Raw genomic sequence first — 12,836 nt, forward strand, 5'->3', positions numbered from 1 at the left:
CGACGGGGTGAGTCAGGACGAGGGCTCGACCAGTCCGGTGTCGTAGGCGAGGATCACGGCGTGTACGCGATCGCGCAGGTTCAGCTTCGCGAGCACCTTCCCGACGTGCGTCTTCACCGTCTGCTCGGCGATGAAGAGATCGGCGGCGATCTCGGTGTTGGACCTGCCCTTGCCGATCAGGATGAGCACCTCGCGTTCGCGATCGGTGAGTTCGGCGAGGGCGGTCGCCGAACGCGGCGCGCGCGGCCGGCGACCGGCGAACTGCTCGATCATGCGTCGTGTCACGCTGGGGGCGAGGAGCGCATCCCCGCCCGCGACGACCCGCACGGCGTGCACGAGTTCCTCGGGCAATGCGTCCTTCAGCAGGAATCCGCTGGCACCGGCCTCGAGGGCGTCGTACACGTAGTCGTCGATGTCGAACGTCGTGAGCATCAGGATCCGTGGCACATGTGCGGCGGGGTAGGACGGACCGAGGATCCGACGCGTCGCCTCGATGCCGTCGAGTTCCGGCATCCGCACATCCATCAGGATCACGTCGGGGTCGAGACGTGCGGACAGGGCGACGGCCTCGGCGCCGTTCGCCGCCTGTCCGGTGACACGGATGCCGTCATGCGCGTCGAGGAGCGCGGCGAACCCCGCTCTCACCATCGCCTGGTCATCGGCGATGAGCACGGTGATCGTCACGGGTTCTCCTTGTCGAACGGGGCGGATGCAGGCGTGGCGGAGGGGGCCGGATCGAGAGGGAGCACGGCATCGACTTCCCAACCGCCGTCGTCTGCGGGGCTCGCGGAGAGGCTTCCTCCGAGGATCTCCGCGCGCTCGCGCATCCCCCGCAGACCGTAGCCGCCGCCATGCCCTTCAGAGCTGCGCGGCGGTGCGGCGTTGTGCACGCGGATGCGGATGCTGCGGGCCTCGGCGTGCAGCCGCACGCCGATCCGGGCACCCGGTGCGTGCCGCACGGCATTGCTCAGGGCTTCCTGGACGATGCGGAACGCGGCGATCTGCACCGCGGGGGAGGCCGAGGCGGCGGCATCGCCGCCCTCGATCGCGAGGCCGACCTCGACGCCGGCGCGGCGGATGCTGTCGACGAGAGCGGGGATGTCGGCGATGCCCTGCTGAGGTGCCAGTTCGGCGGTCTGATCCTCGGTGCGGAGAACACCGAGCATGCGCCGCATCTCGGTGAGCGAGCCACGCGCGGTCGCGGCGATGTCGTCGAACTCGGCGGTCGCCGCATCGCTGAGTTCAGGGATCCGGTACCGCGCCGTCGACGCCTGGACCTGGATCACCGACATGCTGTGCGCGACGACATCGTGCAACTCCCTGGCGATCCGGGTGCGTTCCTCGACGAGCGCTCGTCTGGCCTCTTCGAGCGCGCTGTGCTCCTTCTCGCGCGTCAGCTCGGCCGCGACCCTGACGCGGCCGGCGACCAGGGCCGCGATGAGGAACATGGCAGATGCGACCGCGGTCGTCACGATGAGATCGGCCGTGGCGCTGGCGGACGACTCGGGAAGGGCCACCATGTCGGTCCGGAGCACGGGGGCGAGGAGGGAGACGATCGCCCCGAGGAGGAGAGCGAACGCGCCGAGCCGCGCACCATGCAGGAAGGTGACCACGCCGACGAAGAGCACGAAGACGAGAAGCGCGGGGACGGACCACGGCCAGGGGGACTGGATCGCCAGATCCGACACGACGGTGAGGGGCAGGGTGAGAGCGCCGGCCGTGAAGAGGGCGATCGCCCAGGCCGGGCGGGTGATCGCGAGCAGCGGGGAGGCGCACAGCGCGGCACCGAGGATGAACGACAGCGCCAGTGGTGTCCCGTACAGAGCGGTCTGGAGGGAGACGAGGACGGCGTACAGCGCCACGACCGCCGCGCACAGTGCCACGAAGGCGGCGGCGCGACGGCTGATCCGTTGGCGGCGCGGTGTGCGCTCTCGTCGGCGTGCCATGACTGTCATCCTGCCAGCTGCGGGGCCGGCTCGCGGCGGCGACGGGCCGCGGCGATCCGGTCGATCACGAAGCCGATCACGAGGGCGACGACGATGCCGAGCCCGGCGCTGAGCAGCGGCTGATCCTTGATCCAGGCGCCGGCGAGCAATCCGATCGCGAGGCTGAAGATGCTCCAGCTGAGGCCGGCGATCAGACTCAGCGGGAGGAAACGCCGCCAGGGGAACCCGAGTGCACCGGCGGACATGTTGACTGCGACACGTCCGACGGGGATGTAGCGGGCACCGAGGATGAGCGTCGCGCTGCGCTGATCGAGTGCGCGCTGGGCGTACCCGAACGCCGCAGCGACACGGGGGCGTCGCATCCACGCGAAGCGTGTGGTGCCGAGCCCCCGGCCGATCACGAAGGCGATGTTGTCGCCGATGGCGGCGCCGATCGCCGCGACGGCACCCAGGAGCAGCAGGTTGCCTTCCCCGGTGGATGCGGCCACGGCCGCCGCGGCGACGAGCACGGTCTCGCTCGGTACCGGCGGGAAGAAGCCGTCGATGACGGTGACGGCGAAGAGGACCAGATACAGCCAGGGCGATGCGGTGGCCTGCATGATGAGGTCGTTGAGGATGTCCACTCGAGCACGTTATGCGGGGGGTTGCGGCGCCGGCATCCCTCTGGGGTATCGCAGGCCTCACTCTCCGGGCTGATCTTGCTGACCGCGGCTCCCGGTCAGGCCGCTTATACTGGGAGGCTGGCCGATCGGCCGAACAACCTCCCTGAAAGAACGGACGTCCGCTGTGCTTGCCGTGCACGACCTCGAGATCCGCGTTGGCGCGCGCCTGCTGATGGAGAACGTCTCGTTCCGCGTCGCCGACGGAGACAAGATCGGACTCGTCGGTCGCAACGGGGCCGGGAAGACCACGCTCACCAAGGTGCTCGCCGGTGACGTGCTGCCCTCCGGCGGCAGCGTGATCCGTTCGGGCGAGCTCGGTTATCTGCCGCAGGACCCCCGCTCCGGCAACCCGGAGGACCTCGCGCGCACGCGCATCCTGGATGCCAGAGGGCTCGGCCAGCTGAACCTCGGGATGACCGAGGCGGCTCTCGCGATGGGGTCCGACGATCCCGCCATCGCGGACAAGGCGATGAAGCGCTACGCCCGCCTCACCGAGCAGTTCGAAGCGCAGGGAGGCTATGCGGCCGAGGCGGAGGCGGCGTCGATCGCCAACAACCTCTCGCTGCCCGACCGTATCCTCGACCAGCCGCTGTCGACCCTGTCCGGTGGCCAGCGTCGTCGTATCGAGCTCGCGCGCATCCTCTTCTCCGATGCCCAGACGATGATCCTCGACGAGCCGACCAACCACCTCGACGCCGACAGTGTCGTGTGGCTGCGCGAGTTCCTCAAGGGTTACAAGGGCGGGCTGATCGTGATCAGCCACGACGTCGAGCTCGTCGGCGAGACCGTGAACCGCGTGTTCTATCTCGACGCGAACCGCCAGATCATCGACACCTACAACATGAACTGGAAGAACTACCTGCGTCAGCGGGTGGCCGATGAGGAGCGCCGCAAGAAGGAACGCGCGAACGCCGAGAAGAAGGCGACGACGCTGCAGCTGCAGGCGGCACGCTTCGGAGCGAAGGCCTCGAAGGCTGCCGCTGCGCATCAGATGATCGCGCGCGCCGAGAAGCTGCTCGCAGGACTCGACGAGGTCCGCCAGGAGGACCGGGTCGCCAAACTGCGCTTCCCGAAGCCTGCCCCCTGCGGCAAGACGCCGATGATGGCGAGCGGACTGTCGAAGTCGTACGGCTCGCTCGAGATCTTCACCGATGTCGATCTCGCGATCGACCGCGGGTCCAAGGTGGTCGTCCTCGGCCTCAACGGTGCGGGCAAGACCACGCTGCTGCGGATGCTCGCGGGCGTCGACCAGCCCGACACGGGGCAGCTCGAACCCGGCCACGGCCTCAAGGTCGGCTACTACGCCCAGGAGCACGAGAACCTCGACGTCAGCCGCTCGGTGCTCGAGAACATGGTCTCTGCCGCACCGCACATCACCGAGACCGAGGCGCGCAAGGTGCTCGGCTCTTTCCTGTTCACGGGCGATGACGTCCTCAAACCCGCCGGGGTGCTCTCCGGTGGCGAGAAGACACGTCTGTCGCTCGCGACGCTCGTCGTGTCGTCCGCGAACCTGCTCCTGCTCGACGAGCCGACCAACAACCTCGATCCCGCGTCACGCGAGGAGATCCTCGGGGCGCTCGCGCACTACGAAGGCGCCGTCGTCCTCGTGTCGCACGACCCGGGAGCGGTGCAGTCGCTCAACCCGGAGCGCGTTCTGATCCTCCCGGATGGCGTCGAGGACATCTGGAGCCAGGAGTACCAGGACCTCATCGAGCTCGCCTAGCAGCGTTGCATCCCGTGTCGGCGGCCCGGGATACGGTGACGAGCATGGATCTGGGACGCATCCGAGCCGTGTGCTGGGACTGGAACGGCACGCTGCTCGACGACGCGGAGATCTGCCGTCAGGTGATGAACTCCGTGCTCGAGGAGCAGGGCCTCTCTCCTCTCGTCGATGGGCAGTCGTACCGGTCGGTCTTCCGATTCCCCATCCGCGACTTCTACCGCTCCGTCGGACTCGATGACGACCGGTTCGTGTCGGCGGCCTCGGTGTATCTCGCACTGCTCGCGACGCGGGTGGGCGAAGCGCGGCTCCACGACGGCGCCCGCACCACGCTCGCGGCGCTCCGTGCGCGCGGCGTCCGACAGATTCTCGCCTCGGCGACGCTTCCGGACGCTCTCGCGGGGCAGATGGCGCCGTACGGGCTGGACGACGCGTTCGAGGAGGTGCTGTCGATCGACGACCCCTACCGTGCATCCAAGCACGATGTCATCGCGCGGTGGCTGTCGAGGTCCGGGCTGGCGGCGCGTGACGTGCTCGTCATCGGCGACACCAATCACGATCGAGAGATCGCCGACGATCTCGGCACGCCGTTCGTGCACTTCGATGGAGGGCATCAGGCGTGGTCGGGCGAGACCCTCCGGATCACGGCGCTCGGTGAAGTGGTCGAGCTGCTTGCACCTCGGCAGAGCCCTGCCCATCTGGCGGACCTCGCCTGAGTGGTCCGCGCCCACGTCGGAGACCCTGTGGCACTATCGGAGGATGGTGGCCGAGTGGACGCTCCCCGTGTCGGAGATGAATGTCTGGCTGCGTGCGCAGCCCTCACTCACCGGGATCGCGCCACCGCTCGACCTCGCGGGACTCCCCGATGAACCGGTTCCGCTGTTCGTCGGCTGGCTCGGGCAGGCAGCCGCCGAGGGCGTCCCCGAACCGCATGCGGCAACCCTGGCGACCATCGGGGAGGACGACGTACCGGATGCTCGGACCCTGATCCTCAAGGACGTCGGTCAGCGCGGCTGGGCGTTCGCCGGACCACGGTCATCCCGGAAGGGCGCCCAGCTGGCCGCACGCCCATCGGCGGCGCTGAACTTCTGGTGGCCGGCGCTCATGCGGGCGGTCAGAGTCCGCGGGCTGGTCCGCGAGGCCTCGGTGGAGGAGAGCGCCGCAGACCTCGCCGCGCGATCCGTCGCGGCCCGCGACGGAATCGGGCCAGGGGAATGGGTGCTCTGGAGGATCATCCCGACGCGCGTCGAGTTCTGGCAGGGATCCGCTGACCGCGATCACACGCGGATCGTCTACGAGCGCGCGAACAGCGGGTGGACGCGCACGGTCACCACGAAGGAGCGAGGATGAGCGGGTATCAGGTGGTCGAGATCGGGTCGCTCGACGAATGGCGGGAGCACCACGGAGGATTCGATGCGGCGCGCTCGCGTGACGGTCGTCGGGTCGTCGACCACGAGCTGACCATGCAGTACATCGGGATGACGGCGAACGCGCTGGAGCCCGGCGAAGAGGCCGGATACTGGCACGTGCACCGGAAAGTCGAAGAGGTGTACGTGTTCCTCGGCGGGCGCGGCCAGATGGGCCTCGACGACGACGTGGTCGAGGTCGGTCCGGGGACGGTTATCCGCGTGGGACAGGGCGTCGCGCGCACCTGGCGTGCGCGACCGGACAGCGAGGGGGAACTGCGTTGGCTCTGTCTTCGTGCGGGCGGGGAGGAGCTGCCGCATCTTCCCGATGACAGCTCACGTCTGCCGGAGCGTCCGATGCCGTGGCAGGACTGATCGTCCGCCCAGCGCTCAGCGCACGTCGAGCAGCTCGTCCTCGACGTCGGCGTCGTGATCCTTGCGGCGGGGTTTCCGGATGGGAGCGGGGATGCCTTCGACTTCTTCTCGATGCTTCACGATCTCGGTGCGGATGATGTATCCGATGAAGATGAAGCCCATGAGGGCGAAGAGGATCCACTGGATGGCGTATGACAGGTGAGGTCCCGGATCGTCGGTGGGGGAGTCGAAGCCGCCCAGCGCACCGTCACCGGCGGGCTCCTCCGTCATCACCCGCCCGTAGGCGCCGGTGATCACATCGCCGCCGACCGTCTGGGCGATCGAGGGCAGATGGATGGTCGGGACCTGCCCGTCCGGTGCGCCGCGCCCCGAGGCGGGCAGCTGTTCGCCGGGGCGCAGACGCACCGTCACCTCGACCTCGCCCGACGGCGGAGCCGGCACCGAATCCGGGGCATCGCCGTCGCCCGGGGGCACCCAGCCCCGATCGACGATGAAGACGCGGCCGTCGACGTCACGGAACGGCACCAGCACCTCGAAGGCGCTCGTCCCCCCATGCGGGCGGTTCCGCACCAGCAGCTGCTCGTCGGGGAGGTACTCGCCCTGCAGGATCACCGGATGCCATTCATCGGACGGGTCGAGCATGCCGTCCTCGCCGATGATGTCGGCCAGCGGCACGGCGTCGGCGTCGTAGTTCTGCTCGACCAGCTCGATCTGCGCGGCCCTGGTCTCATTGCGCTCGAACTGCCAGTTCGAGAGGAAGACGCACGCGACAGCGAAGCCGATCGCGATGAGCACGTAGACGGTCCACCGGGTCAGACGTCCGCTCATGCGGGGACTCCATCGCGGACCGTGACCGGGAAGTCACGCGCTGCCAGGTAGTCGCGGAGGAACTCCACGTGCTCGTCGCACGCCAGCCAGATCTTCTCGCGATCGGCGGCGTGGATGCGCGGGTTGCGCCACACGACTTGTCTGGTCGCCGCGCTCCGGCAGCCGGCGCGCGAGCATACGAGGTCTGTCATCGGTCTTTCGGGCCTTCGTGGATCGTGAACACCGGGGGAATCGTCGTGTCGGTCTCGATCGGCGCGGGTCCAGGGGCGTCCAGTTCCTGCACGGGGGACTCGGCACCGGTCTCGGTGCTGTCGCTGCCCGCATTGGCGAAGACCACGGCGATGTAGGGAAGCACCGCAGCCGAGATTCCGAAGACCCACGTGTACCACCCGTAAGGCTGGACCAGCACCATCAGAGCGAAGCACACGATGCGGATCGTCATGGTCAGGGCATAACGGCGCACACGGTGGTCAGCCTCATCCCGCGGAGACTGCGGCAGTGAGGTGACGGCCGGGACTTGACGCGCGTTCTTCACGATGTCTCAAGCCTACGCCGGTGCAGGCCTCCCGGCGTGCCGTTCCTCCGGCTGCTCAGCTCGAGAGGAGGAACGGCAGGCTGAACGCGCCCACGAACAGGAAGCTGATGATGGTGGCCACGAGCGTGAAGGCGCTGATCGCGATCACGACGTACCCGAGGATCAGGCCGGTGATGGCGAGCCCTCGCCCTCCGACCCCGGGGTCGCGCTTGATCTGTCCGAGCGCCAGGTGGCCCGTGATGACGGCGGCGATCGAGGCGAGGACGGGGATGAGCGCCCAGAACAGGACGGCTCCGGCGATGCCGCAGACCAGTGCCGTGACGGCGAGTCCGCTCGTGGGACGCGGGGCGAATACGGGAGGGGACGCCACGCCGTACGGGGCATATCCCGGCTGCGCGGGTGGGAAGCCGGGCGGTGCCTGTCCCGGGGGCGCATATGCCGGTGGGGCGCCGGGGTAGCTCTGCATCGGCTGCGGGACGGGCTGCACCGGGTATGCCGGGAGTGCGGGGGTGGCCGCAGGGGCGCCGGGAGCAGACGGGGGTGGTGCGTACGGCGGCTCGCCACTCGGAGACGGACTGTGGTTTTCGCTCACGATGAAGCCTTTCGTCTGGACCAGATTCCCAGCACCGTTCCCTGCCTGTCAAACACGGAACGACGGTCGCCGGAGGCATCGTCGGTAGGATCGATGACGGCTCGGAAACCACGAGTCACCGGCCCCGAGCAGGAGTGTCCCATGAGCGCTGAGCGCGTCGTCCTCGTCACCGGCGGAAACCGCGGTATCGGCCGTGCGATCGCGGAGCGCTTCGTGCGTGACGGCTATCGCGTCGCCGTCACCGCCCGCAGCGGAGAGGGGCCGGAGGGCACGCTGACGGTCCGCGCCGATGTCACGGATGCCGCCGCGCTGGATGCCGCCTTCACCGAGGTCGAGCAGCAGCTCGGGCCGGTGGAGATCGTCGTCGCGAACGCCGGCATCACGAAGGACACGCTGCTGCTGCGCATGAGCGAGGACGACTTCGACAGCGTGGTGGCGACGAACCTCGGCGGCACGTTCCGTGTCGTCAAGCGCGCCTCCAAGGGCATGCTCCGTGCACGCTTCGGCCGCATCATCCTGATCTCCAGCGTCGTCGGTCTGTACGGTTCCGCGGGCCAGGTGAACTACTCGGCCTCGAAGAGCGCGCTGGTGGGCTTCGCCCGTTCGATCACTCGCGAGCTCGGAGCTCGCGGCATCACGGCGAACGTCGTCGCCCCCGGCTTCATCGAGACCGACATGACGGCGGAGCTCCCCGAAGAGACCCAGAAGCAGTACAAGGCGAGCATCCCCGCCGCACGTTTCGCCACGCCCGACGAGGTCGCCGGTGTCGTGACCTGGCTCGCGGGCGACGATGCCGGCTACATCTCGGGTGCGGTCATCCCCGTCGACGGCGGTCTCGGGATGGGACACTGACCCCGAGACGCGGTTTCACCGCGTGATCGCCGCGTCGACGAGGGCGGCCAGTCGCTCCGGGACGGAGAACTGAGGCCAGTGGCCGGAGCCGATCCTGACGACCTCCGCATCGCGGATCGCTCGATACTCGTCGGCGTAGGCGCCCCACTGATCGATCATCCCCTCGAAGGTCTGCTGATCGAGGCCGCCCATCAACAGGGTCACCGGAACCCGGTGCCGTGCCGGATTCTCGAGCGCGATGCCGTCGGTCGGGACACGCGCAGGGACGCTGCGGGTGAGCGGTGCCGTGCGCGCTCGCGTCGCGTCGTCGAGATCGCTCACGTCTTCGTCCGGGAAGAAGTCCCACCCCGGGAACGGCACGACCCCGTCGACGATGTCGAACTCGCTGATGCCGTTTCCGGGAGGCGGCGGCACGGTGTCGACGAAGATGACGCGGCTCACCCGCTCGGGGCGTGCATCCGCGACGCCCCAGGCGACGTTCCCGCCGCCGCTGTGCCCGACCACGACGACGTCTCCTGAGACGGCGTCGACCGCGGCCGTGGCCGTGGCGACCCAGTCGGCGATGCCGATCTCCGACGAGACCGACGCCGGCTGACCGAATCCGGGGAGTGTGAGGGGATGCACGCGATGTCCGGCCGCTTCGAGCCCGGGGATCACGTCTTCCCAGCTGGAGGCGTCGAGCCAGAGTCCCGGGATGAGGATGATGTCCATGAGCCGACGCTAGCGGTGACCGTGGACATTCTCCACGGGTCTTCCTACGGCAGCAGAGCGATGACCTCGGACAGGTCCTGCGGGCCGATGACGAGACTGGCGGCGGCTCGTACCGCCGGCTTCGCATTGAACGCGAGGCCGAGGCCCGCGACCGCCATCATCGGCAGATCGTTCGCGCCGTCGCCGATCGCGATGGTCGCGTGCGGCGCGACGCCGAGCTCGACGGCCCACTCCTGCAGCGAGGTCGCCTTCGCCGCCGCGTCGACGATGTCGCCGTCGACGCGCCCCGAGAGCTCGCCACCCACGACCTCGAGGCGGTTCGCGCGCCAACGATCGACGCCGAGTCCGGGGGCGACGCCGTCGAGGATCTCGTGGAAGCCGCCGGAGACGACGCCGACGACACCGCCGCGGTCGTGGATCGCCGCGGTGAGCTCCTGCACTCCGGGGGTCGGCTCGATCCGCGCGCGCACGCGCTCGAACGCCTCGACGGGCACTCCCTCGAGGGCTGCGACCCGCGAGCGCAGGCTCGCGGCGAAGTCGAGCTCGCCGCGCATCGCCGCCTCCGTCGTCGCCTGCACCTCGGGACGGCGCCCCGCCTCGTCGGCGAGCAGCTCGATCACCTCGTTGCGGATGAGGGTGGAATCGGCATCGAGGACGACGAGGAAGCGCGTGGCGGTCACACCGTCGAGCCTAGCGATCCGGCGCACGCCCGCCGTGCCACGTGACGCGCTCAGCGCTCGATGAAGACGCCCTTGCCTACGACGGTGATCCCGGACTCGGTCACGGTGAAGCCCCGTTCCAGGTCGCGTTCGCGGTCGACGCCGACGGTCGCGCCGTCGGCCAGCACGACGTTCTTGTCGAGGATCGCGCGATGCACGCGCGCGCCCTGACCCACGTGGACATGATCGAACACGACCGAGTCGGTGATGGTCGAACCGCCTCCGGCGAGCGTCCACGGTCCGACCACGCTGCGCTCCAGGTGCGTGCCGGAGAGCACGGAACCGAGCGAGACGATCGAATCGATGGCGTTGCCGATCCGACCGACCGAGTCGCGGACGAACTTCGCGGGCGGGGAGTTGACCGCCTGCGAATGGATCGGCCACTCCATGTTGTAGAGGTTGAAGATCGGCAGTGTCGAGATCAGGTCGCGGTGCGCGTCGTAGAAGGAGTCGATCGTCCCCACGTCACGCCAGTACGACCGGTCGCGCGGGGAGGACCCGGGGACCTCGTTCTGCTTCATGTCGTAGTAGCCCGCCTCGCCGCGCTCGACGAAGTAGGGAACGATGTCGCCGCCCATGTCGTGCCCGGACACCGGCGACTCCCCGTCGGCCTCGACAGCGGCGATCAGCGCGTCCGCGTCGAAGATGTAGTTGCCCATCGAGGCGAGAACCTCGTGGGGCGAGTCCTCGAGCCCGGCGATGTCGGTCGGCTTCTCCAGGAACTGCTTGATCCGTCCGGATTCCGCATCGGCGTCGATCACCCCGAACTGCGAGGCCAGGGCGAGCGGCTGGCGGATCCCGGCGACCGTCGCCTTCGCGCCGGACTCGATGTGCGCTTCGAGCATCTGACGGAAGTCCATCCGGTAGACGTGGTCGGCGCCGATCACGACGACGATGTCGGGCTTCTCGTCGTTGATGAGGTTCATGCTCTGCAGGATCGCGTCTGCCGAGCCGGAGAACCACCGCTTGCCCAGACGCTGCTGCGCGGGCACGGAGGTCACGTACGAGTCCAGGAGGGCGGACATGCGCCAGGTCTGCGAGATGTGTCGATCGAGGCTGTGCGACTTGTACTGCGTGAGCACCACGATCTGGCGCAGCCCGGAGTTGATGAGGTTGGAGATCGCGAAATCGATGAGTCTGTACTGTCCGCCGAACGGCACTGCCGGTTTCGCCCTGTCGGCCGTGAGAGGCATGAGTCGCTTGCCCTCGCCGCCGGCGAGGATGATCCCGAAGACCTTCTTTGGAGCGGACATGGCTCCACCATAGATGCCTTCGTCCTCGCTGTACTAGCGTTCAGACATGCGAGTTGAAATGATCACGAAGGAGTATCCGCCGGAGGTGTACGGCGGTGCCGGCGTGCACGTCGCCGAGCTCGTCGCAGCCCTCAGGGAGCACGTCGACGTGCGGGTCCGCGCGTTCGGATCGCCTCGCGACGAGGCTGACACGTTCGCCTATCGCGCCCCTTCCGAGCTGGCAGGAGCGAACGCGGCATTGCAGACGCTGGGCACGGATCTCGAGATCGTCTCGGCCATCGCCGAGGCCGATGTCGTGCACAGCCACACCTGGTACGCGAACTTCGCCGGCCACCTCGCCTCGCAGCTGCACGGCATCCCGCACGTGCTCACCGCGCACAGCCTCGAGCCGCTTCGCCCCTGGAAAGCGGAGCAGCTCGGGGGAGGGTATGCGATCTCGAGCGGCATCGAGCGGCTCGCATACGAGAACGCGGCGGCAGTGATCGCGGTGAGCGCCGGGATGCGGGCCGACATCCTGCGCAGCTACCCGCAGGTCGATCCGGACAGGGTGCGCGTGATCCACAACGGCATCGACGTCGAGCGCTGGCGCCCCGTGCAGGATGCGGCCTTCGTGCAGTCGATAGGTATGGACCCGGCACGTCCCTCCGTCGTGTTCGTCGGACGCATCACCAGGCAGAAGGGGCTGCCGTATCTGCTGCAGGCGGCACGACTGCTCCCGCCGGAGGTGCAGCTCGTGCTGTGTGCCGGAGCACCGGACACGCCGGAGATCATGGCCGAGGTGCAGGAGGGCGTACGGCTGCTCCAGCAGAGCCGGGACGGCGTGATCTGGATCGAGCGGATGCTGCCGCGTGATGAACTGTCGGCGATCCTCACGGCGGCGACGACCTTCGTGTGCCCGTCGATCTACGAGCCGCTGGGCATCGTGAACCTCGAGGCGATGGCATGCGGAGCGGCTGTCGTCGGAACCGCGACCGGCGGGATCCCGGAGGTCGTCGCCGACGGGATCACCGGACGTCTCGTGCCGATCGAGCAACTGCAGGACGGCACCGGCACGCCCGTCGACCCGGAGCGCTACGTGGATGACCTCGCCGCGGTGCTCACCGAGGTGGCCATGGATCCGGAACGGGCGCGCGCCTACGGTGAGGCCGGACGCGAACGCGCACGCGACGAGTTCAGTTGGGCGGCGATCGCCGAGACGACGCGCGCGCTCTACGCGGAGCTGACCGCCTGAGCCGAT

General features: G+C 68.7%; 16 protein-coding genes. 6 read left to right on the forward strand and 10 right to left on the reverse strand.

Features of this window, described 5'->3' with window-relative positions:
* Positions 1 to 12 precede the first annotated feature (12 nt).
* From CQ042_RS08600 to CQ042_RS08610, 3 genes are read right to left on the reverse strand one after another with little or no spacing between them, the layout of a single operon-like run.
* The gene (locus CQ042_RS08600; RefSeq protein ID WP_105670067.1) at positions 13 to 684 is read right to left on the reverse strand and encodes a response regulator transcription factor; all 672 of its coding nucleotides are present in this window, start codon (positions 682 to 684) and stop codon (positions 13 to 15) included.
* On the reverse strand, positions 681 to 1,946 hold the full coding sequence (locus CQ042_RS08605; RefSeq protein ID WP_105670068.1) for a sensor histidine kinase: 1,266 nt from the start codon (positions 1,944 to 1,946) through the stop codon (positions 681 to 683). Before CQ042_RS08605 ends, CQ042_RS08600 begins: the two co-directional genes overlap by 4 nt.
* A 5-nt stretch (positions 1,947 to 1,951) precedes the next feature.
* Positions 1,952 to 2,569 (reverse strand): DedA family protein, encoded by a 618-nt coding sequence (locus CQ042_RS08610; RefSeq protein ID WP_105670069.1) that lies wholly within the window; start codon positions 2,567 to 2,569, stop codon positions 1,952 to 1,954.
* A 163-nt stretch (positions 2,570 to 2,732) separates the two neighbouring features.
* On the opposite strand from CQ042_RS08610, the gene CQ042_RS08615 reads away from it, so the two are divergent.
* Genes CQ042_RS08615 through CQ042_RS08630 form a run of 4 tightly spaced genes read left to right on the forward strand, consistent with a single transcriptional unit; the run spans position 2,733 to position 6,109 of the window.
* Positions 2,733 to 4,331 (forward strand): ABC-F family ATP-binding cassette domain-containing protein, encoded by a 1,599-nt coding sequence (locus tag CQ042_RS08615; protein WP_105670070.1) that lies wholly within the window; start codon positions 2,733 to 2,735, stop codon positions 4,329 to 4,331.
* 44 nt (positions 4,332 to 4,375) lie between these two features.
* Entirely contained in the window at positions 4,376 to 5,044 is a 669-nt protein-coding gene (locus tag CQ042_RS08620) for an HAD family hydrolase (protein WP_105670071.1), read from the forward strand.
* A 43-nt stretch (positions 5,045 to 5,087) separates the two neighbouring features.
* On the forward strand, positions 5,088 to 5,678 hold the full coding sequence (locus CQ042_RS08625) for a pyridoxal 5'-phosphate synthase (protein WP_181157503.1): 591 nt from the start codon (positions 5,088 to 5,090) through the stop codon (positions 5,676 to 5,678).
* Positions 5,675 to 6,109 (forward strand): cupin domain-containing protein, encoded by a 435-nt coding sequence (locus tag CQ042_RS08630; RefSeq protein WP_105670072.1) that lies wholly within the window; start codon positions 5,675 to 5,677, stop codon positions 6,107 to 6,109. Before CQ042_RS08625 ends, CQ042_RS08630 begins: the two co-directional genes overlap by 4 nt.
* 15 nt (positions 6,110 to 6,124) lie before the next feature.
* Here the strand turns inward: CQ042_RS08630 and CQ042_RS08635 are convergent, their stop codons facing one another.
* Genes CQ042_RS08635 through CQ042_RS08650 form a run of 4 tightly spaced genes read right to left on the reverse strand, consistent with a single transcriptional unit; the run spans position 6,125 to position 8,064 of the window.
* On the reverse strand, positions 6,125 to 6,937 hold the full coding sequence (locus CQ042_RS08635; RefSeq protein WP_105670073.1) for an SURF1 family protein: 813 nt from the start codon (positions 6,935 to 6,937) through the stop codon (positions 6,125 to 6,127).
* Positions 6,934 to 7,128 (reverse strand): hypothetical protein, encoded by a 195-nt coding sequence (locus CQ042_RS08640; protein WP_105670074.1) that lies wholly within the window; start codon positions 7,126 to 7,128, stop codon positions 6,934 to 6,936. The genes CQ042_RS08635 and CQ042_RS08640 overlap by 4 nt, the downstream gene beginning before the upstream one ends.
* The gene (locus CQ042_RS08645) at positions 7,125 to 7,472 is read right to left on the reverse strand and encodes a DUF3099 domain-containing protein (protein WP_105670075.1); all 348 of its coding nucleotides are present in this window, start codon (positions 7,470 to 7,472) and stop codon (positions 7,125 to 7,127) included. Before CQ042_RS08645 ends, CQ042_RS08640 begins: the two co-directional genes overlap by 4 nt.
* A gap of 55 nt (positions 7,473 to 7,527) precedes the next feature.
* Positions 7,528 to 8,064, reverse strand: a complete 537-nt coding sequence (locus CQ042_RS08650) for a DUF4190 domain-containing protein (RefSeq protein ID WP_146115368.1) — start codon at positions 8,062 to 8,064, stop codon at positions 7,528 to 7,530.
* A gap of 141 nt (positions 8,065 to 8,205) precedes the next feature.
* On the opposite strand from CQ042_RS08650, the gene CQ042_RS08655 reads away from it, so the two are divergent.
* Positions 8,206 to 8,916, forward strand: coding sequence for a beta-ketoacyl-ACP reductase (locus tag CQ042_RS08655; protein WP_105670077.1), 711 nt, complete (start codon positions 8,206 to 8,208; stop codon positions 8,914 to 8,916).
* A 15-nt stretch (positions 8,917 to 8,931) separates the two neighbouring features.
* Here CQ042_RS08655 and CQ042_RS08660 read toward each other — a convergent pair whose 3' ends face one another.
* From CQ042_RS08660 to CQ042_RS08670, 3 genes are read right to left on the reverse strand one after another with little or no spacing between them, the layout of a single operon-like run.
* Positions 8,932 to 9,627 carry an alpha/beta fold hydrolase gene (locus tag CQ042_RS08660; protein ID WP_105670078.1) on the reverse strand — a complete coding sequence of 232 codons (696 nt, stop codon included), beginning with the start codon at positions 9,625 to 9,627 and terminating at the stop codon, positions 8,932 to 8,934.
* 44 nt (positions 9,628 to 9,671) lie between these two features.
* Positions 9,672 to 10,307 carry a phosphoserine phosphatase SerB gene (serB, locus tag CQ042_RS08665; protein ID WP_105670079.1) on the reverse strand — a complete coding sequence of 212 codons (636 nt, stop codon included), beginning with the start codon at positions 10,305 to 10,307 and terminating at the stop codon, positions 9,672 to 9,674.
* Positions 10,308 to 10,357: 50 nt separating this feature from the next.
* Complete coding sequence (locus tag CQ042_RS08670) at positions 10,358 to 11,599, reverse strand: glucose-1-phosphate adenylyltransferase (RefSeq protein WP_105670080.1); 1,242 nt, start codon at positions 11,597 to 11,599, stop codon at positions 10,358 to 10,360.
* A gap of 46 nt (positions 11,600 to 11,645) precedes the next feature.
* Here CQ042_RS08670 and glgA point away from each other — a divergent pair, with 46 nt between their 5' ends.
* Positions 11,646 to 12,830: a glycogen synthase gene (glgA, locus tag CQ042_RS08675; protein WP_105670081.1), complete on the forward strand. Its 1,185-nt coding sequence runs from the start codon at positions 11,646 to 11,648 to the stop codon at positions 12,828 to 12,830.
* Positions 12,831 to 12,836 lie beyond the last annotated feature (6 nt).

The sequence above is a fragment of the Microbacterium sp. MYb62 genome (assembly GCF_002979475.1).
GTDB lineage: Bacteria > Actinomycetota > Actinomycetes > Actinomycetales > Microbacteriaceae > Microbacterium.